The organism is Bacillus sp. T17B1 (assembly GCF_026796395.1).
In the GTDB taxonomy this organism is placed as follows: domain Bacteria; phylum Bacillota; class Bacilli; order Bacillales; family Bacillaceae; genus Bacillus; species Bacillus spizizenii_A.
The window spans coordinates 97,171-117,473 of the sequence record NZ_JALAYA010000043.1; the positions used below are offsets into that span (position 1 = coordinate 97,171).

Here is a 20,303-nt window from a genome sequence, read left to right on the forward strand (position 1 = left end):
TTCAAGGTTATTCTGCTTTCAGCACGATTGTTTTTGCAGCCATATCATGAACGGCTTGTTTTTTCTTCGTAAATGCGGCTGTCAAATAGATCAAACGAGAGAACACATGCACCCATGCTATCATGTAACGGACGATAGCCTGTGGGAGAGATATATTTTCGTATGTTTCGTCTCTCACGATTTGCAGCCCGATGATTTTTTTGCCCAGTGTACCTCTCCAATTTGTCAGCGGCATTAGCAAAGGATACACAAGCAGCATCAATATAGCGACAATAATGACGCCGGCGGACCCGTCACCAAACGTAAATCCGGCTGCCAAAATCACTGCTGCGGCAATGATGACATCAAGTACTAGAGCGCAGGCGCGCAGCATAAAACCAGCTAGTTCCAACATAAACACTCCTTGAAATTTTAGATAAACACCTAATGATTGTAAATAAGAAGGGCCTAAAGTGGGAATAGGTTATAAGCCTTAAATCACATAAGTCGGTGATAATGTCATAGGTAAATTGACATAATCAGCCATCTTATTATATTGCCAAATTCTTTTTTAGCCCGAAACCAAGCCCTCAGAAGTTATTTTTGTTAAAATAGAAAAGTTACAACAGAATTCGGAGGGTTTATTGTGGGAAAAGTGAAACGAAATGCCCCATGCCCATGTGGCAGCGGCAAGAAATATAAAAAATGCTGCGGAAGCAAAGTTGTCGACTTCCCGACAGAACTAGCAGCAAAAGAAGCAAAACAAATTCAGGAAGACTTAGTGGAGTATGCCTTCACAGTACATAGAGAAAGCATTTCAGGCTTTATCAACCAGCATGAATTTCTTTCTGCTATGGACAGACAGACGAAAGACATCAGCGTATTTAACTTAGGGATCTGGGGAATCTTCTTCCATCCGCTTGCTGGTGAAAAGACAATCTTCGAAGAGTACCTGCAGAAAAAAGGCGATTCGATTACTCGCCCGAAAACACGTGAGATCGTTGCATCATGGAAGAGCATGACGCCAGCCTTATTGCTGCTGCAAGACCTGAAAGAAGGTGTCATTCACTTTGAGGATGTCATTACGACAAAACAATTCGAAGTGGAAATGGACGCCAACAATCAAGACCTCCCGCCAGTGGGAAGCCTGATTCTCGGATATCCTATCCATGAAGCAGAAAAAGCAGAGTTCTTTATGCAGTTCACGATCTTCCCGGTGAAGAGAACAGAAGCGCTGATCAGCAAAGTGAAGAAATATGCGGATGCCGCTGTGAAGAATGGCAAAACGCCGGAAGACTTCATGAAGCAAGAATTCAACAACGTTCTGTTCGCGCTGTTAGCGGAGAAAGATGAAGAGCCGCAAGCAGAGGCAGCGGAAGAAAGCAGTATTGAGTGGGCAAACGACATGGAGAAAGAAACAGCTGCGGCTATCGAAGAAGGCATGGGCGGAGATGAGTATCCGACTGAATTGATTCCGGCTGTCATAGACATCTGGAAAACATTCTGTGAGAAAAAATCACCCGTCATCAGAAAACCGGAAGCTTTTGCTGCGGCAGTTGAATATTATGTAAATGCGATTTCTCTTAACGGTGCGTCCGTTTCTCAAGCCAAACTGGCGAAAAAATACGGCGTCAGCGCATCAACGATTTCCAGCCGGTACAAAGAAATTGAAAGCACGCTGCAAGACGAAGCAGATCGTTTTGCACAAGCGCTATCCTCATAATGAAAAAAACCTTGAAAAGCCGGGCTTTTCAAGGTTTTTTTATTTCTGAAACGAATGTCTAAAAACGGGGTGGCGTATTTTTGAATGATATAGGCACCCATGCCTTCTTGGGCGCCGCTTATCGTTTGACACGGCCAAATGATTGATACAGTGCATCGAGCACTTTTGGGTCCATGCCGGGCGTGCTGACTTCGCACATCAGCACATAAAGCCCGCTTTATGTCTCTCATCGTCTTTCTGCCTGTGCTCCTGATGATTTTCATCTTCAGCAAGGACCGAACCAATTTGACTTGTCATACTTTCTCATCCTGTTTCTGAACCTGCACGCTTTGTGTAAACCGCTTTGTTCGGGATGATTGACCCGGCTGCCATTTGTTCACGTCAGGAGCCTGTTTCTTAAAAGCCAAATGGGTTCTGCCAAAATAAACTTGCAAAAGGAGAAATACACTTTCTCCTTTTTGTATATCCTGAAAAAAGAAGGAAAATAGAAAAAGGATATCTAATACAGAAAGTAACCCTGCACTATTTTTCATCAAAATTGGTATCAAAGGAGAAAGAACAATGGATCAAACACGTACACTTGGCAAGACGAAGCTGCAGGTGAAGCGGATCGGATTCGGTGCGAATGCGGTCGGCGGGCATAATCTATTTCCGAACCTGAATGATGAAACAGGGAAAGATTTGGTGCGCACGGCATTGGATGGCGGCGTGAACTTTATTGATACCGCCTTTATATACGGACTGGGACGTTCTGAGGAATTAATCGGCGAAGTTGTACAAGAACGCGGCGTGCGACATGAGCTCATTATTGCCACCAAAGGGGCTCATAAAGAAGTGAACGGCGGTATTGAATTAGACAACAGCCGGGAATTTCTCCGGGGCGAGGTGGAAAAGAGTCTGAAGCGGCTGAAAACAGATTACATTGATTTGTATTATGTTCATTTCCCTGATGGGAAAACGCCTCTCGCTGAAGTGGCGGGCACGCTGAAGGAGCTGAAGGATGAGGGGAAAATCAAAGCGATCGGCGCTTCGAACCTCGATTATCAGCAATTGCAGGAGTTTAATGCCGACGGTTATTTGGAGGTCTTCCAAGCTGAATATTCTCTCATTCAGCGCGATGCCGAGAAGGAGCTGCTTCCGTACTGTGAAAAACACGGCATTTCCTTTATTCCCTATTTTCCGCTCGCGTCCGGGCTGCTGACAGGAAAATTCACGGAAGATACGGCCTTTGATGACTTCAGAAAGGATAAGCCGCAATTTCAGGGAGAAGCGTTTATATACAATCTCAAAAAAGTAGATAAGCTGAAAGCGGTAGCGGAGGAAAAGCAAGCGGAGACGGCACATGTTGCCTTGGCGTGGCTGTTAACAAGACCGGCGATAGACGCTATCATTCCAGGCGCTAAACGCCCTGAGCAGTTGAAAAATAACTTGAACACCTTGAACCTTGAACTAACCGAAGATGAAGTGAACTTCATCAGCGGAATCTTCACATAAAAAGGAAATAGCTTTAGATGCTATTTCCTTTTGGTGTTTTATTCTTTAATGAATGCTTCGACTAATTCTGCTGCTCTGTAGTCGTCCATATCAAGCTGCCATTGGTCGATGTCATTTTTCTTCATTTTTACTTCAACTGTTTTTTCAGTTGAAGCAGGTCCTAGCTTTTTGAATTCTTCAGGATAGACTTGAAGCGCGTATTTCACAGCATCGTCATAGCTGGCGCCAGAATTTTTGCTGTAGTAGTCTTTCATCCTGTCTTCGATGCGGTCTGAGAGTGAAGATGCATCTATCGGTTTAATGGTGGCTTCAACAATGGCTTCGTCTTTTGAGATTGAAGTTGTTTTCGCTTGGATGGAAGAGTTTTTGCTTAATCCCTCTTTAATGCCATTCACGATATTATCAAGGGCTTTGCTGTCGGCATATGTGCTGGAAAGGCCGGAAGCTGAGAGATAGCCGTCTTTGGCTGATTCGTTGAAATCACTTACGATTTTATTTTTATTGTCCCCGGTAATTTTTTCGAAATCAGCGTTGTCTTTACCGAAAAGAAGGACATCAACATAAGCTGATAATGCTTTTGCAGAGTCTTGCAGCTGGTCTGCTGTCGCAAGGATTTTTTTGTCTTTTCCGTCAATTTTGAAAGTAACTGATTTTGGTTTTTTATCACCATAAGATTCCGGCGTATAGGTAAGCTCGTAATTCTCGCCTTTATCTACAACGTAGAAGAGGCTGCCTTCAACCGATTTGTCAGCATTAATCGTGCTGCTGCGCAGCTTTTCGTTATAATCCTCGGGATCTGTGTCAGACATCTTAGTATCATTTTGATACAAAGTGAAATCCATACTGTCCACATTCAGCGGTTCTTTCCCTGTGTTTTTTACAGCGACATTGACTTTTAACACAAGCTGGTCATCTGAAGTGGACTTATCATATTTGGATGGCAGTGTATAAGAGACATCCTTGACTTTGACTTTGGCTATATCTGAGCTTTTTTCTGTTTCTAAATTTTTCTTCTCCGCGCTTGTTTTGCTTCCGGTACAAGCAGCTGTAAACATCATCAGCAGAAGAATTAGGAAAACAGCGTACGTTTTTTTCTGAAACATTCATTTTTCCTCCTCAAATGGTTTAGGAAAGGGGAGTCTTTTGTCTTTGAGAAATGGATTTTCTTGAATGGATTAGCATAATATAACAAAAAAATCAGTGCTTTTCTCACGGTATTCACCGGATTTTCTGGAAACTCCGCCCTTCTTTGTCATGGATGGACCTATAAAAAGTGACAACGGAATTCATTTTAAGATTATTAGCTGTTATATTGAATAGGTTTATCATACTATTTTTGGTGAAAAATGTTCTGGAAAAACTGGTAAACTCAGAAATTTGTGTATTTTAGACTATTACTTTTTGATTAGTTGAAGAGGACATAAGAACGATGAAAGGGGCCATCTTGGTGAAGAAAGAGGAACTGAAACAAAAAGCACTGAAAATCGGCCGGGTGCCGACACACTTAAAACTGGAAATTGAAGATTATGGTGATGATAAGAAAAGAGCACATTTTTGTTGGATAGATCCTCAGGATGAACACATCGGCATTATCGTGGAACTTGGGCCGGATGGAGAACTGGAATCCCTTTCCCGTGATAAGCCTGAAAGCGAAGAGAGGTTGTCTGAGGAACAATTAGAGGATATCATGCGCCAGTTTGTAGAGACTCATTATCCCGGGGCGCTGTCAGTCTTTGTGCGTGAAGAAAATGACCGTACATACGACGATAAAGTGAGATTTTCATATGTTCAAAAAGAAGCCGGGCTTCCTCTTCCCATGAGCGGATTTATGGCTGAAGTTTCCTTATCGGGTGAGATCATTTCCTTTCGCTATTACGGCAAAGCGGGCAGCATCATTAAGCCAAAGAGGGTCGCGGATCATGAAGAGGCATTTGCCTTCATCAAGAAGGACGTGGAGTTCGACCTTTTGTTTGAGGTTCTCCATCATTCTGTTTACAAAAACGGGGACGATCAACCGCATTTGGTGTATGAGCCTGAATGCAGGGCTGTTACCGTGCCTGCCGATTTGGTGAAAGAAGAACAAGCACTTGATGATGACGATGACAGGGAGCCGGAAAGCTTTCCTCTCCCTTTATTCGAAGGCATTCAAGAAAAGGCTGAACTCGGCAGTATGATCGGAATGAATAAAGGGTTTGTCAAAGAGCGGGAAGCTGATATAGGAAACGGGAGAATCGGGACCGTTTGGCGGAATCCGGATGATCCCGTGTATCAGCCGGCGGATAAAAGCATTGACAGCTGGTTTAGAGGCCGGGTTCATCAAGCGCTGAAAACCATTCATAACAAAGAGACTGGAAAACTTGAAGGCGTCATGTCATTTATGGAGAAAAAAGGGCCGTTGACAGTAACTGAGGCAGAGTGCGAAAAAAGGGCGCTTCGTTTTCTATTTGCTTTATTTCCAAATGCTGATCAATATTTTAAGATCAAATATGACGAACCCGGTGAAGAAGAAAACGCAGTCGCTGGTTTTACATTTGAAGCTCACTGTCACGGGGTTCCGCTCCGGTTTGGGCAGGCCAGAATCTGCGTCAGCCGCCAGACAGGGCACATTACCGTTTATATGGCGCCAGATATTGACCCGAAGGAGCTGGAAGCCATTCATCCCGTTCCGGCTATTTCAGCAGAACAAGCGAAGTCTATCTTTTGGCAGCATTTTAAAGTTGAGCTAGGCTGGGAGAGAGAATACCGTGATGATGAAGAACACAGCTACCGGCTCGTCTATAAGCCGGTGTATCCGCGTTTTATCGAAGCCCATACAGGAGAGCCCGTTTTCAGTTCATGGTAAAACAGCCAAAAGTCACGCAAATGCCGCAGATAGATAAGGTGAGATGTGATGAAAGTAACAGGAAGGATATCAGAAAACAACGACATTAATAGAAAAGGACCTTTCTTCACTTTAAAAGAGGAAAGGCCTTTTTATATAATAAACAGGATTCTCTTTGTCGTAGACTCTTTGAAAGGATGACTTCATTGGTTAATAAACAGCTGAAAAAGAAGGCGCAAGAGATCGGGAATGTACCGCCGCATTATGAGCTTGAGATAGAAGATTACGAGCAAAATCAAAAGAAGAAGGGGCAGGCATACTTCATCTGGAAGGACCCTGAAGATTCGGAAAAGCGCATTACAGTTGAACTCCGACATGACGGCGCTTTGCTCACCTTTTCAACAACCGCCTGCTCAGAGACAGATAAAAAACTTCCAGATGCCGAGTTGAAGCTGATGGCTCTTCAGTTTGCTGCTGCCAATCATCCCGGCACATTTATGAAATTTCACTTTCAAGGGAAGGAAGAACGGGGACACCATATCCGGTTTATCTATACCAAATTGGAACTGGAGCTTCCGCTTCCCAATTCAGGCTTTTTAATTGATATAACACGCAGCGGACAAATTGTCCATTTCTTATATTACGGAGAAGGGTATAAAGCCGAGGTTCCAAAGGAATTTGTAGCAAAAGAGAAGGTTTTGTCCCATTACTTAAATACAATGTCTTTACAGCTGATGTACGATGTCATAGATGGCGAACAGGCACCCAGGCTTGTGTATGAACCGATACTGCCGGGATACAGCTATCCCGCGGATGTAGACGAAATCGTGCCTGACCAGCATATCGCAGATGAAAGAATAGAAAACGGGGCGCCCCTGCCGCCGCTTCAGAACAGAGAAGAGACCAATATATATGCCATGCTGGGCCTCACCTCTGATATGCAGAAAGTCAGTGAAAAGGATTTTGGGGAAGAAATAGGAAGCACGTGGCGAAAAGGCACTGCGCCGGAGCGTAAGGATTTAAGCATAGGGAGTTATTTTGAAACGAGAAATAAAAACACAATCAAAATATTGACGGATAAAAAAACCGGGAAATTAAAAGCAGCGCTTTCTTTTTTGGACCAGCGGAACAACCGCCGATGCTCAACGGAAGAATGCCAAAGAATAGCACTTCAATTTTTATATGCCCTCTATCCGAGAGCAGCTGAGTTTTTTAGAGCGAATCCTGTCCGAATTGATGAAAGAGGGAGGGTCCGCAATCACTTTTCTGTCTGGTATAAAGGAGTGCCGCTGCGGTTCGGCGCTGCCCGCATCATTGTCAATCCGGAAAAGGGAATGATTGACGCTTTTATGGCACCGGATATTGATCCGGAAAAACTGGAAACAATCAATCACAGGCCGGATGTTTCTGCTGAAGAAGCGAAAGAAACGTTTTTGGGCGCATTTGACGTGAAGCTGGAGTGGCAGCCTGATTCTACAGCAGGCAGCGATCAGCATTACAAACTTGTCTATAAGCCTGTTTACCCTTCCTATATTGATGCGCAAATAAGGAAAAAGAAAAGGCTGTGATGGTGTCTAGTCAGGAATCATCTCCAAGTGGGGGTAGTCCTTGAATCGTTTCCAGTCCCCGCCCCACTCAAAGCCGAGTTTCTTAGCAATCTCGACAACCTCCAGCCAATCTGATTTTCCGTTTTGATTGCCGTCATATTCCATATCCCATATGATGCTGCCATCTTTTTTTTGAAGGGCAAAATCAATAGCTAAACCATAGTTATGATACGATTCCCCTCCTTTTGCATAGGTGATAATATTCCCTTTTTTTGTACGTCCCTGTTTATATAATTCGTCTTGTTCCTTAAATGACCTGAATCCTTCTGTAATGATGACGGTAATGCCTTTATTTGCTGCTGCGGCCTTGAGGGCATCGGCATTCTGCTGTACAACCGGATGAAGATCCGAAGGGACAGGCATATCCTGCAGGGCATATTGAGAATGCCATTCGTGCCGTATATAACTAAAACACAGGTCAAGAAGAAACAGAATACTTAAGATAGCAGATGTTTTTGCGAATAATTTCATTTATCGGTCTCACTTTCTCATGATGTGCCAAATGTTAACGCTTATACGATTGACTCTCTCTAAAAGCGAACAGCTATGATAAAATATAACATAAATAGGAGCAGGAGGAAGGAGGCAGACCATGAGAGCAAAGATTCCATCTGAGGAAGTGGCAGTAAAGCTAAACGAATGGTACAAGCTCATTCGCGCATTTGAAGCAGATCAAGCAGAAGCGTTAAAGCAGGAGATTGAACGCGATTTGGAAGACATGGAAGAGAATCAGGACTTGCTTTTATATTTTTCTTTGATGGAATTCCGTCATCGCATCATGCTTGATAAGCTGATGCCGGTGAAAGACAGCGACACCAAGCCTCCGTTCTCTGATATGCTGAACGAAATTGAAAGCAATCAGCAAAAACTCACAGGCTTATTGGAATACTACTTTTATTATTTCAGAGGGATGTACGAATTTAAGCAGAAAAATTTCATATTAGCGATTGACCATTATAAACATGCCGAGGAAAAGCTCGAGTATGTCGAGGATGAGATCGAAAAAGCTGAGTTTCTTTTTAAGGTTGCAGAAGTGTATTATCACATCAAACAAACGTACTTTTCAATGAATTATGCCAGCCAGGCGCTTGATATCTATACGAGATATGAATTGTACGGGCGCCGCCGCGTGCAGTGTGAATTTATCATCGCCGGAAATTTGACCGATGTTTATCATCATGAAAAAGCGCTGACACACTTGTGCAGCGCCTTAGATCATGCAAGGCAGCTTGAGGAGGCATATATGATCGCCGCTGCCCATTATAATGTCGGACACTGTAAGTACAGTCTGGGCGATTACAGTGAAGCGGAGGGCTATTTCAAAACAGCCGCCGCCATTTTTGAGGAGCACAACTTTCAGCAGGCCGTTCAAGCCGTTTTTTCACTGACCCATATGTATTGTAAAGAGGGGAAATACGACAAAGCGGCAGAGACGTATGGCCGTGGGGTAAAGAGCGCCGCTGAATGGGAAGATGACATGTATTTGACGAAATTCCGCCTCATTCATGAGCTGTATCTTGGAAGCGGCGACCGGAACGTGCTTAAAGAATGCTTTGACCTGCTGGAATCCCGCCAGCTTCTTGCAGATGCTGAGGATCTGCTGCATGATACAGCGGAACGCTTCAATCAGCAGGAACGCTACGAGTCCGCCGCTTTCTTTTACCGCAGGCTGATGAATATTAAAAAGAAGCTGGCTGAACAGCGTTTTCAATAGGTGACGGCAGAGAACATAATCGGTTCTCTGCTTTTTTTATGCTGTTTTTAACCCGAAGAAATAGGGTATTTTCCACTGCATAATGGAAAATCAGAGGAGGATATCGTTTATGTATAAAGATTTAACTGGAAAAACAGCGATTGTGACAGGTTCTTCAAAAGGGATCGGTAAAGCCATTGCGGAACGGTTTGGACAGGAGAAAATGAATGTTGTTGTGAACTATCACAGCGACCCATCTGGAGCCGATGAAACTGTAGACATCATTAAGCATAGCGGAGGGAAAGCCGTCGCAGTTGAAGCGGACGTGTCGAAAGAAGCAGGGATTCAGGCGCTCTTGGACGCTGCTTTAGAGCACTTCGGCACACTTGATGTGATGGTGAACAACTCCGGCTTTAACGGCGCGGAGGCCATGCCGCATGAAATGAGTTTAGAAGATTGGCAGAGGGTCATTGATGTCAACATCACCGGAACGTTTATGGGGGCAAAAGCAGCGCTTAACCACATGATGAAAAACAACATCAAAGGCAATGTGCTGAATATCTCGAGCGTTCACCAGCAGATTCCGCGCCCCGCCAACGTTCAGTATTCCACGTCCAAAGGCGGAATGAAGATGATGACAGAAACGCTGGCACTCAACTATGCGGATAAGGGAATCCGCGTCAACGCAATAGCGCCCGGCACCATTGCCACAGAATCAAATGTTGATACGAAAAAAGAAGAGAACAGACAAGAACAATTGAAAAAAATTCCGATGAAAACCTTCGGAAAGCCGGAAGAAGTGGCAGCAGCAGCGGCTTGGATCGTATCTGAGGAAGCGAGCTATGTGACGGGCACAACACTATTCGTCGACGGCGGAATGACACTTTATCCATCTCAGCTTGAATAGAACACAAAACAGGGGGATTGCGGGATGAAAACAGATTGGTGGAAAGATGCGGTGGTGTATCAAATTTATCCGAGAAGCTTTCAGGACAGCAATGGAGATGGAATTGGAGATTTGCGGGGGATCATCTCCCGTCTTGACTACATAAAGGAACTCGGGGCAAATGTGATTTGGATTTGTCCAATCTATCCTTCTCCGAATGTTGATTACGGCTATGATGTGACGGATCATAAGACGATTATGGATTCCTACGGAACGATGGATGATTTTCACGAGCTGCTTGATCAGGTGCACCAGCGCGGATTAAAGCTGGTGATGGATTTTGTGTTAAATCACACCTCCGTCGAGCATCCGTGGTTTAAAGAAGCGGAGCTGGACAAAAACAGTAAATACCGCAGCTATTACCTTTGGCGACCCGGCACAAAGAACGGCCCTCCGACGGACTGGGTGTCTGACTATGGATGCTCGGTCTGGCAATACGAGGAGCACACGGGTGAATATTATCTCCACATGAATGCCGTCAAACAAGCTGATTTAAATTGGGAACATCCTGAGGTGCGCCAAGCGGTGTTTGACATGATGAGGTTTTGGCTCGATAAAGGGGTGGACGGCTTGCGCATTGATCAGCTCCATCTCATTTCTAAAAATGAATATCTTCCTTCGTATGAGGACTATATCAATCAGCAGGCAGAGCCGAAGCCTTTTCAGCCAAACGGCGATCAAATTCATGACTATTTAAAAGAAATGACAGATGAAGTATTTTGCCGATACGATGTGATGTCTGTCGGCGAGGTTGGAAGTGTCACACCGGAGGAAGGGTTGAAGTATACGGGAACCGATAAGCATGAACTGAATATGATTTTTCACTTTCAGCATATGGAGCTTGATCAGCAGCCTGGAAAAGAACATTGGGATTTGAAGCCTCTTGAGCTTTCTGATTTAAAAGCGGTTTTGACAAATTGGCAAAAAAAGCTTGAACATCAAGGCTGGAATACGTTGTATTGGTGCAATCACGACCAGCCCCGGATTGTGTCCAGGTTCGGAGACGATGGGGAATACCGCAAAGCATCTGCGAAAATGCTGGCCACCGTTCTGTATCTCATGAAAGGAACGCCATATATTTATCAGGGAGAAGAAATCGGGATGACAAACGCGCCGTTTACCCGGATTGAGGACTACAAAGATATTCAAACGATCAATATGTATCATAAACGGGTGTTTGAGAAAGGCTATGATCCAGAAGAGGTGATGAGATCGATCTTGGCCAAAAGCCGGGATCACGCCCGGACGCCGATGCAGTGGAGCAGCGGAAAGAATGCCGGATTTACTGACGGCACGCCTTGGCTGAAGGTCAACCCGAACTTCACGTCCATCAATGTGGAGCAGGCACAGACAGACCCCGATTCGATTCTAACTTATTACAAAAAACTGATCAGGCTAAGAAAGCAGTACGCTGATCTTATCAAAGGAAGCTATGAACTATTGCATCCGGATGATCCGCAGCTGTTTGTATACATGAGACAAAATGGCAAACAACAGCTTTTGTCGGTGAATAACTTTTCAAAAGAGCAAGCTGTTTTCAGGTGGCCTAAGAACTGCGGCAAGGATCAGTCATCTCTGCTTCTCTGCAATTATAAAAACAACGGTGACCTTGCTGATGAAATGGTGTTTCAGCCTTATGAGAGCAGGGTGTATCTTCTGGACAATTCAATTTAATGACTCAGCCCGGCATTTTAACCGGGTTTTTTTTAGTACATATATTTACGTGATAGACGTTAAGAATAAAATCATAAAAATTAATCTTGCAAAACGTAATGACTTCGGTTTATTATGATATAGAATTACAAAATCGTTATCATTTTGATTTATGTGAATATGAAAAAGAGGGGATATAAGATATGTTTAAAAAATGGAGCGGCTTGTTTGTGATGGCAGCATGCTTTTTATTGGTAGCAGCATGCGGCAATTCCTCGTCATCAAAAGGGGCGGAGGATTCAAAGAGTGATAAACTGCACATTGTCACAACGTTCTATCCGATGTATGAATTTACAAAACAAATTGTAAAAGACAAAGGCGATGTGGATTTGTTAATTCCATCTTCTGTCGAACCTCATGATTGGGAACCGACGCCGAAAGATATTGCCAACATTCAGGATGCTGATTTGTTCGTTTATAACAGTGAATACATGGAGACATGGGTTCCATCAACTGAAAAAAGCATGGGCCAAGGCCATGCCGTTTTCGTCAATGCGAGCAAAGGCATTGATTTAATGGAAGGCTCTGAAGAAGAACATGAAGAGCACGGAGACCACGAGGAGCATGAGCACAGTCACAGCCATGAAATGGACCCTCACGTATGGCTCAGCCCTGTTCTGGCGCAGAAGGAAGTTAAAAATATTACAGCGCAAATCGTAAAGCAGGACCCGGATAATAAAGAATACTATGAGAAAAATAGTGCAGAATATATTGCAAAACTGCAAGATCTTGATAAACTATATCGTACAACCGTAAAAAAAGCGGCGAAGAAAGAATTCATCACGCAGCATACAGCTTTCGGCTATTTGGCAAAAGAATACGGCCTGACTCAGGTTCCGATTGCAGGGATTTCTCCTAACCAAGAGCCAAGCGCAGCCGACTTGGCAAAGCTGAAAACATATGCGAAAGAACATAACATAAAAGTGATTTACTTTGAAGAAATTGCATCCTCAAAGGTCGCAGAAACGCTTGCCAATGAAATCGGCGCGAAGACAGAAGTGCTTGATACACTGGAAGGCGTAAGCAAAGAAGAACAGGATAAAGGTATAGGGTATATCGACATTATGAAACAAAACCTCGATGCCCTGAAAGATTCACTATTGGATAAATCATAAGATAGTGTGCGCCGGAGGGTGCACACTATTTCTTTGTGAGAAAGGAAGATTGACATGAATCTCGTCTCATTGAAAGATATCGTTTTCGGTTATTCCCACACGCCTGTGTTGGATAAGGTTTCACTTGATATTGAAAGCGGTGAATTCGTCGGCATTACAGGACCAAACGGCGCCTCTAAATCGACGCTCATGAAGGTGATGCTCGGCATGCTGAAACCGTGGGAAGGCACAGTGACGATCAGTAAAAAGAATACAGAGGGAAAACGCCTGACGATAGGGTACGTTCCGCAGCAAATTTCTTCATTTAATGCCGGCTTTCCGAGCACGGTGCTGGAGCTTGTTCAGTCAGGCCGCTACACAAAAGGGAAATGGTTTAAACGTTTAAATGAAGAAGATCATCTCGAAGTGGAAAAAGCACTGAAAATGGTGGAAATGTGGGAGCTCCGCCACCGGAAAATCGGCGATTTATCAGGCGGACAGAAGCAGAAAATCTGTATTGCCAGAATGCTTGCCAGCAACCCAGATCTCTTAATGCTGGACGAACCGACAACAGCCGTTGACTACGACAGCAGAAAAGGATTTTATGAATTTATGCACCATCTTGTCAAAAATCACAACCGAACAGTTGTGATGGTCACTCATGAACAAAATGAAGTACAGCAATTTTTAGATAAAGTGATTCGATTAGAGAGAGGAGAAAAAGGCGGATGGAAATGTTTGACTTGGAATTCATGCGACGAGCTTTTCTAGCAGGCGGCATGATTGCCATCATGGCCCCGATACTAGGGGTGTATCTCGTTCTCAGAAGACAGGCCTTAATGGCTGACACACTTTCACATATTTCATTGTCGGGTGTTGCCATCGGCTTTTTCCTCAGCACCAATATTACCGCGGCGAGCATAGTCGTCGTGACAGTCGGCGCAATCGGGATTGAATACATGCGGCGGGCATATCGAACGTATTCAGAAGTGTCCATTGCTATTTTAATGGCAGCAGGTTTGTCCTTCGCGATGTTTTTAATCAGCCTTTCGAATGGCGCCGCCAATATGAGTATTGATCAGTACTTATTTGGATCGCTCGTGACGGTTAATCAGCAGCAACTCTATATTATCGGCATCATTACATTGCTGATCCTCCTTTACTTTATCGTACTGAAAAGACCGCTCTACCTGCTGACGTTTGATGAAGCAACAGCAAAAACATCAGGAATCAATACTAACGTCCTGTCGATGTCCTTCAGTATCGTCACAGGCCTTGCAATCTCAGTTATTATCCCGATCATCGGGGTTCTTCTGGTATCAGCGCTGCTCGTATTGCCGGCAGCATTCGCCATCAGAATTGCAAAAGGCTTTAAGATGGTATTTATTACAGCCATACTCATTTCATTATTCAGCGTATTTATGGGGCTGACTTCGTCCTATCAGCTCGGAACGCCGCCAGGGCCGTCCATTACCCTGCTTTTGATCGTTTTGCTTTTGATTGGATTTGTGGCTCAGGGAGTTTGGACATTTATCAAAAAAGAAGCCCTGCGTAAAAAAGGGCGCCGGTAACATAAAAAGCAGTTTTCCAAAGGGAAAACTGCTTTTTTTATAGAAACATCCCGGCAAGACGCTCATACGATTCTTTTTTAGTCTCAAAATCAAACACATTACACAGAACCATGATTTCATTTGTTTCATAGCGTTCTGTAAGCTCTAAAAGCTGCTGTTTTACAGCGCTTGGAGAACCGATGACCATACGCTTTCTGTTTTCTTGTATTTGGTTTTTATCTGATTCAGTATAGTGGTATGCTTTTGCTTCCTCAATGCTTGGCACCCTGCTGTCCAAGCCTTTTCCGACACGGAGAAGCCATAGATCCTGGCTCAAGGCGAGCTCTTCTGCTTCTTCATCTGTTTTTGCGCAAATGACAAAGATCGTAAACAGTGCCGTTGGAGACGAGAAATGAGTTGATGGCCGAAAACTTTCCCGGTAGACACGAAACGCATTTTCTCCTCGTTCGGGGTTAATGAAATGTCCAAACACATAACCAACTCCCTGGTGTGCCGCGCGTCTTGCGCTGTTTTCACCGAGACCGAGCACCCATAGCTCTGGTGCAGTGTCAATTAGGGGCGCCGCTTTAATCCCGGCATATGGATGCCCGGCAGGAAGCGAATCTGTGAGAAAATAAGAGACGTCCTGCAGCTGTCTGTTAAATTCGGTTAAGCTTTTTTTGACCCCGTCTGTTAGCGCAAGACGGGTTTTTGTCGTGCCGCCGGGAGAACGCCCGACACCTAGGTCAATCCGATTCGGATACAGTGCTTCAAGCTGGCGAAAGGTTTCAGCTACTTTAAACGGACTGTACTGGGGCAGCAGCACGCCGCCTGACCCGACACGAATCGTGCTCGTTTGTGCTGCAATGCGAGCAATCATGATTTCAGGCGCTGTGCTTGCCAGTCCTTTCGTGCTGTGATGTTCGGCAAACCAATAACGCCTATATCCCCACTGTTCGCTTAATTGGGCAAGCTCAAGTGAATACTGAAGAGTTGTCACAGGGCTTTCTCCTTTAGAAATAGGTGCCTGATCAAGTATGCTTAAATGAATCAAAAGGCCGCTTCCTTTCTGTCTGTTTTTAGCAGGTGACACAAGAATAGGCAAAATGACTCGCTTACGTCAAATGGTTTGTTTAAGGTGCATACTTCATAGCATTTGCAAAACATATATCAAATATGGGAGTTTTTTTCGAGGATTTTCGTCAATTATTCTTAACTTTTATGAAACTTTGATATAATAACAAACGTATATATTAATAATTTACAGCTTATTTTCATTGTGAGCGTAAAAATAAATGTGACTATCTTCACATTTTGATGAGTAGGAGTGAATCGTGTGGCAATTTCTTTAGAAAAAGGTCAGCGAATTGATTTAACAAAAGGAAAAGCCGGTCTGTCAAAATTGATGGTCGGTCTCGGCTGGGACCCGGTGTCCTCAGGCGGAGGATTCTTCAGCAAACTGCTTGGCGGAGGCGGTCCGAATATAGATTGTGACGCTTCAGTGCTCATGCTTGAAAACGGTAAATTCACCGATAAGAAAAATATCATTTATTTCGGCAACCTGAAAAGCCCCTGCGGCAGTGTAAGGCATACAGGCGACAACCTGACAGGCGACGGTGCGGGCGATGACGAGCAAATTATGATAGATTTGGAAAAAGTGCCTGCAAACATCGATAAGCTTGTATTTGTGGTAAATATTTATGATTGTGTCAGAAGGAAACAAGATTTTGGCATGATTCAAAATGCGTTTATTCGTGTAATTGATCAATCTAATCATGAAGAAATGCTCAAATACAATTTGAGAGACAATTATGCAGGCAGAACAAGCCTGATTACAGCAGAAATCTACCGCAGCGGCAGCGAGTGGAAGTTTGCGGCGATTGGTGAAGGCACAAACGACACGAGATTAGAAGATATTATCAGCCGGTACGTATAAAAGAAAAGGAGTGGATGAAACATGGCAATTTCATTGGCAAAAGACAAAAGGTAGATTTAACAAAAACAAATCCGGGTCTTTCAAAGGTTGTTGTCGGTTTAGGCTGGGATACGAATAAGTATGACGGCGGGCACGACTTTGACCTTGACTCAAGTGTGTTTCTGCTAGACGCTGCAGGCAAATGCGCGTCTCCAAACGATTTTATTTTCTACAACCAGCTTGAAGGCGGCAACGGTTCAGTCGTTCATTCAGGCGATAACCTGACTGGTGCTGGCGAAGGCGACGATGAGAATGTCAAAGTGAATCTCAGCGCTGTGCCTGCCAATATTGATAAAATCTCATTTGTTATCACCATTCACGAAGCGGAAGCACGCAGCCAAAACTTTGGACAAGTATCAAACGCGTTCGTTCGCATTGTAAATGAAGAAACAAATGAAGAGCTCATCCGTTACGACCTTGCCGAAGATTTCTCCATTGAAACGGCAATCATTGCAGGGGAGCTGTACAGACATAACGGCGAGTGGAAATTCTCCGCTATCGGCTCAGGCTACCAAGGCGGCCTTGCCCGCATCGCAACGGACTACGGTTTACAAGTCGGTTAAGACAAATACGAAGAGCAGAAAGGAGAGAGGCATTATGGCCATTCAATTATCAAAAGGACAGCGTATTGACTTAACGAAAACAAATCCGGGACTCGCAAAAGCGGTGATCGGCTTAGGCTGGGATACAAACAAGTACTCCGGCGGACACGATTTTGACCTGGATGCTTCAGCCTTTTTAGTTGATGCGCATGATAACTGCGTGAATGATCTCGATTTCGTCTTCTATAATAACCTGGAGCATCCGAGCGGCGGTGTCATCCATACGGGTGACAACCGCACAGGTGAGGGTGATGGAGATGATGAGCAGATTATCGTTGATTTCTCAAAGATCCCTGCACACATTGAGAAAATCGGCATCACAGTGACCATTCACGACGCTGAGGCGCGCAGCCAAAACTTTGGACAAGTTTCCAATGCGTTTGTGCGTGTTGTGGACGAAGAGACGCAGGATGAGCTTCTTCGCTTCGACTTGGGAGAAGATTTCTCTATTGAGACAGCTGTTGTCGTTTGTGAGCTTTACAGACACGGCGGCGAGTGGAAATTCAATGCAATTGGCAGTGGTTTTTCCGGCGGGCTGGCTGCATTGTGCCGGAACTACGGTTTGCAAGTGTAAGCGGGTGACAGATAGAGAAGTCACCGTTTCAAATTAATAGGAGGAAAAAACTTGGACTTTTTACATCATATCATGTCTACGTATGCTTCATTTTTCGATTGGAAAATGTGGGGGGAAGTGCTTTCAGATCCTGTTTCATGGGGTCTGATCGGTTCCCTTGTTGTTCTGGAAGGCCTTTTATCGGCCGATAACGCGCTTGTTCTTGCGGTGATGGTCAAACACCTGCCGGAAAAACAGCGGAAAAAAGCGTTAACGTATGGTTTGTTTGGAGCTTATATTTTCAGGTTTATTTTCATCGGGCTCGGTATGCTCCTCATTAAGTTTTGGTGGATCAAGGTGCTTGGCGCGCTTTATCTCGCTTGGCTCGTCATTAAACACTTCTGGATTGGCGAAAAAGAAGAGGAAACGGACGGCATAAAGAAAAATTCTTGGATGGTCCGCACGTTCGGTATCTTCTGGGCGACTGTTATTTCAGTTGAATTAATGGACCTTGCCTTCTCTGTGGACAGCATCCTTGCCGCATTTGCGGTATCTGAAAAAGTATGGGTGCTTCTGATCGGCGGTATGCTAGGTATTCTAATGATGCGTACAGTGGCAAAAGTATTCCTTGTGCTGATTGATAAAATTCCTGAGCTGGAAAACACAGCATTCGTGTTAATCGGAATTATCGCTCTGAAAATGGCAGCGAGCGCTTTCCATTACGAAATGCCGCATTCTGTATTCTTCATGATCATTATTGCTGCATTTGCGGTAACATTTATCATTCACTACATCAACAAACAAAAGCAGGTGCGCGAACAAACAGCCGCTTCAAAAGAAGAATAAAACAAAACAAGGAGGGAGGTTCAATGTCCTTCCTTTTTTGTTACAGAAATATCGTCCCAATGACAAACCGGAAAGGAGGATATGATGAGACAAGAAGAACTAACCATTCATATAGCACTTCCGGCTGATGGGAATTGGAAACACCTGCTGTTTCAGCCATTGCCCGAGCGGGATCACTATGAAACAGAACAAGGCCTTTCTTTTTCTCGTCTTGCCGGGCAGATATTAGGCACGCCTATTGATGAAACAGACTACTATAACGAGCTGTATGAGCTGTCTATAAACGACCGCATTTCCATTCTGAGTGAAACGCTTGATAAAACAATCGAGCCGGAAACATTTCAAAAGCTCCAGCATATTCATTCCATCAATCAGAAAGAAAAAGGGCTGTCAGTCAGTCGCTTTGTTGCCTTTCTGGACGGGGAAAAGCTGATAGCGAAACACTCGAATCCCTTGATGCACCGCCATTTGAGAAAAGCGCTGATGACGCTTTTACATACCTTTGCAGATCATCATGAGCAAGGGCTGAATCATCCTGATTTTCGCAGAGTGCTGCTTGATGTCTCAAAGTTTTCTTTGAATCACCTGAATCCTTGGCTGGAAAAAACCGATATAGAGCGGGAGATGCCAAAGGTAGTTTGGTATGGAGACGCGACGAAGAGCCAGCTTTATTTTTTATATTACCTCATGTTAGTCGGCTGCGATGTTCTGCTGTTCCATCCGGCGGGAAACGATCAGCTGGCGCTTGTCGATCCGAAGCGGGAGTTCAGTTTTACGGAAAAGCTTCCGGATGTTTCAGAGCTTCAGCCGTTTCCGAAAGAAAAACCGGACCGGAAATCAACAGTCGCCTACCGCTCAACAAAGGAAATTGAACATGTGCTGAATCACGAGGAATCCATGCTGTACAAGCCATGGCAATTCAGAGATCATACACCGGTGTCCGTTACGCTCAAAACGACCTATGATGAATTGTTTTTAATCGCGAAGGAGCGCGCCTTTATTCGCCCGAATTTCAAAGCTGATAAACATTCCATCGAGATTCCAAATGTATTCGCCAAAATTATGGGCGTGTCAAAAGACAATAAAGAATATTGGAATAGGCTTCATACATTAGCGGACTATCAGGAAACAGAAATGGTCAGGAGCTTTCCGTTTACAGAGGAAATAAAATCGAACTATCAATTTCATTACAGCCACGCACTTGACCACGAAGGAAACATCGATCCGGACAAGCTGACGGCAAGCAATGTGTGGCAGTACAAGCACCTTCCGGCGGGTGTTCAGACTGCCATTGCCAAAACGATTTCGAGAATGTGCAGGCACCCGAGGCTTAAGGCTTTGCATCAAGAAGAACAAGTCAAGGATGTTCAAATCTACTTGTTTAAACAAACAACAAACCTGCCTGCTAATCTGCTGAAATTGATTCAAATATTCGACTATGCGCAAACCGTTCCGAAACTCGTTTTATATCATACAGAAATGAGCGGCGGACTCACGCGTTCGGATGCTGCCGCCCTGCTGTTCCTGAATGAAATCGGAATCGATATCATCATTTATAACCCTCCCGGCCATCAAGATATTGAGCAGTTTATTGAGGAGGATCAGTATGATATCCACTGGCTGGATGACATGGTGTTTCAGCAGGACTATAAAGAGCCTTCGCTTGTGAAAAGGCTGTTCAGAACAATTACCCAAAAGTAAGGAGAG

Annotated in this window: 18 protein-coding genes and 4 pseudogenes; 16 read left to right on the forward strand and 6 right to left on the reverse strand. The window is 44.3% G+C overall.

The window, feature by feature from the left end; all coding sequences use genetic code 11:
* Positions 1 to 7 precede the first annotated feature (7 nt).
* On the reverse strand, positions 8 to 391 hold the full coding sequence (locus MOF34_RS18020) for an RDD family protein (RefSeq protein ID WP_268401185.1): 384 nt from the start codon (positions 389 to 391) through the stop codon (positions 8 to 10).
* A gap of 234 nt (positions 392 to 625) precedes the next feature.
* On the opposite strand from MOF34_RS18020, the gene MOF34_RS18025 reads away from it, so the two are divergent.
* Entirely contained in the window at positions 626 to 1,702 is a 1,077-nt protein-coding gene (locus tag MOF34_RS18025) for a helix-turn-helix domain-containing protein (RefSeq protein ID WP_268401186.1), read from the forward strand.
* Between the two features lie 77 nt (positions 1,703 to 1,779).
* Here MOF34_RS18025 and MOF34_RS20910 read toward each other — a convergent pair.
* Positions 1,780 to 1,919 (reverse strand): annotated as a pseudogene (locus MOF34_RS20910) (ATP-binding protein); the annotation flags it as partial.
* Between MOF34_RS20910 and MOF34_RS21085 the strand changes: the two are divergent.
* Positions 1,919 to 2,128, forward strand: a pseudogene (locus MOF34_RS21085) (protein natB); the annotation flags it as partial. The pseudogenes MOF34_RS20910 and MOF34_RS21085 sit on opposite strands and share 1 nt — an antisense overlap.
* A 135-nt stretch (positions 2,129 to 2,263) precedes the next feature.
* Positions 2,264 to 3,196, forward strand: coding sequence for an aldo/keto reductase (locus tag MOF34_RS18035; protein ID WP_268401187.1), 933 nt, complete (start codon positions 2,264 to 2,266; stop codon positions 3,194 to 3,196).
* 38 nt (positions 3,197 to 3,234) lie between these two features.
* Here MOF34_RS18035 and MOF34_RS18040 read toward each other — a convergent pair whose 3' ends face one another.
* Positions 3,235 to 4,299, reverse strand: a complete 1,065-nt coding sequence (locus tag MOF34_RS18040; protein ID WP_268401188.1) for a DUF4352 domain-containing protein — start codon at positions 4,297 to 4,299, stop codon at positions 3,235 to 3,237.
* 22 nt (positions 4,300 to 4,321) lie between these two features.
* Positions 4,322 to 4,452: pseudogene (locus tag MOF34_RS18045) on the reverse strand (hypothetical protein).
* A gap of 173 nt (positions 4,453 to 4,625) precedes the next feature.
* Between MOF34_RS18045 and MOF34_RS18050 the strand changes: the two are divergent.
* Positions 4,626 to 6,038 (forward strand): YcdB/YcdC domain-containing protein, encoded by a 1,413-nt coding sequence (locus tag MOF34_RS18050; protein WP_268401189.1) that lies wholly within the window; start codon positions 4,626 to 4,628, stop codon positions 6,036 to 6,038.
* Between the two features lie 185 nt (positions 6,039 to 6,223).
* Complete coding sequence (locus MOF34_RS18055; RefSeq protein WP_268401190.1) at positions 6,224 to 7,585, forward strand: YcdB/YcdC domain-containing protein; 1,362 nt, start codon at positions 6,224 to 6,226, stop codon at positions 7,583 to 7,585.
* A gap of 6 nt (positions 7,586 to 7,591) precedes the next feature.
* Here MOF34_RS18055 and MOF34_RS18060 read toward each other — a convergent pair whose 3' ends face one another.
* Positions 7,592 to 8,095: a M15 family metallopeptidase gene (locus tag MOF34_RS18060; RefSeq protein WP_268401191.1), complete on the reverse strand. Its 504-nt coding sequence runs from the start codon at positions 8,093 to 8,095 to the stop codon at positions 7,592 to 7,594.
* Positions 8,096 to 8,216: 121 nt separating this feature from the next.
* Here MOF34_RS18060 and rapJ point away from each other — a divergent pair, with 121 nt between their 5' ends.
* The 6 genes from rapJ (at position 8,217) to znuB (ending at position 14,641) form a co-directional block, all read left to right on the forward strand.
* Positions 8,217 to 9,338, forward strand: a complete 1,122-nt coding sequence (gene rapJ / locus MOF34_RS18065) for a response regulator aspartate phosphatase RapJ (protein WP_268401192.1) — start codon at positions 8,217 to 8,219, stop codon at positions 9,336 to 9,338.
* Positions 9,339 to 9,447: 109 nt separating this feature from the next.
* The gene (locus tag MOF34_RS18070) at positions 9,448 to 10,224 is read left to right on the forward strand and encodes an SDR family oxidoreductase (RefSeq protein WP_019713227.1); all 777 of its coding nucleotides are present in this window, start codon (positions 9,448 to 9,450) and stop codon (positions 10,222 to 10,224) included.
* A gap of 24 nt (positions 10,225 to 10,248) precedes the next feature.
* On the forward strand, positions 10,249 to 11,937 hold the full coding sequence (locus tag MOF34_RS18075; RefSeq protein WP_268401193.1) for a glycoside hydrolase family 13 protein: 1,689 nt from the start codon (positions 10,249 to 10,251) through the stop codon (positions 11,935 to 11,937).
* A gap of 182 nt (positions 11,938 to 12,119) precedes the next feature.
* Positions 12,120 to 13,091 carry a metal ABC transporter substrate-binding protein gene (locus MOF34_RS18080; protein WP_268401194.1) on the forward strand — a complete coding sequence of 324 codons (972 nt, stop codon included), beginning with the start codon at positions 12,120 to 12,122 and terminating at the stop codon, positions 13,089 to 13,091.
* A gap of 54 nt (positions 13,092 to 13,145) precedes the next feature.
* On the forward strand, positions 13,146 to 13,841 hold the full coding sequence (gene znuC, locus MOF34_RS18085; protein ID WP_268401195.1) for a zinc ABC transporter ATP-binding protein ZnuC: 696 nt from the start codon (positions 13,146 to 13,148) through the stop codon (positions 13,839 to 13,841).
* Positions 13,799 to 14,641, forward strand: a complete 843-nt coding sequence (gene znuB / locus MOF34_RS18090; RefSeq protein WP_268401196.1) for a zinc ABC transporter permease ZnuB — start codon at positions 13,799 to 13,801, stop codon at positions 14,639 to 14,641. Before znuC ends, znuB begins: the two co-directional genes overlap by 43 nt.
* 37 nt (positions 14,642 to 14,678) lie before the next feature.
* Here znuB and MOF34_RS18095 read toward each other — a convergent pair whose 3' ends face one another.
* Positions 14,679 to 15,674: an LLM class flavin-dependent oxidoreductase gene (locus tag MOF34_RS18095; protein ID WP_268401197.1), complete on the reverse strand. Its 996-nt coding sequence runs from the start codon at positions 15,672 to 15,674 to the stop codon at positions 14,679 to 14,681.
* A 282-nt stretch (positions 15,675 to 15,956) separates the two neighbouring features.
* On the opposite strand from MOF34_RS18095, the gene MOF34_RS18100 reads away from it, so the two are divergent.
* The 5 genes and pseudogenes from MOF34_RS18100 to MOF34_RS18120 all read left to right on the forward strand — a co-directional run bounded on the left by MOF34_RS18100 (position 15,957) and on the right by MOF34_RS18120 (position 20,297).
* Entirely contained in the window at positions 15,957 to 16,556 is a 600-nt protein-coding gene (locus tag MOF34_RS18100) for a TerD family protein (RefSeq protein WP_019713233.1), read from the forward strand.
* 21 nt (positions 16,557 to 16,577) lie between these two features.
* A pseudogene (locus MOF34_RS18105) lies at positions 16,578 to 17,158 on the forward strand (TerD family protein).
* 34 nt (positions 17,159 to 17,192) lie between these two features.
* Entirely contained in the window at positions 17,193 to 17,771 is a 579-nt protein-coding gene (locus MOF34_RS18110) for a TerD family protein (protein ID WP_003224764.1), read from the forward strand.
* Between the two features lie 51 nt (positions 17,772 to 17,822).
* A complete protein-coding gene (locus tag MOF34_RS18115; protein WP_019713234.1) occupies positions 17,823 to 18,596 on the forward strand; it encodes a TerC family protein in 774 nt (257 codons plus the stop codon).
* Positions 18,597 to 18,680: 84 nt separating this feature from the next.
* A complete protein-coding gene (locus tag MOF34_RS18120; RefSeq protein WP_268401199.1) occupies positions 18,681 to 20,297 on the forward strand; it encodes a YceG family protein in 1,617 nt (538 codons plus the stop codon).
* Positions 20,298 to 20,303 lie beyond the last annotated feature (6 nt).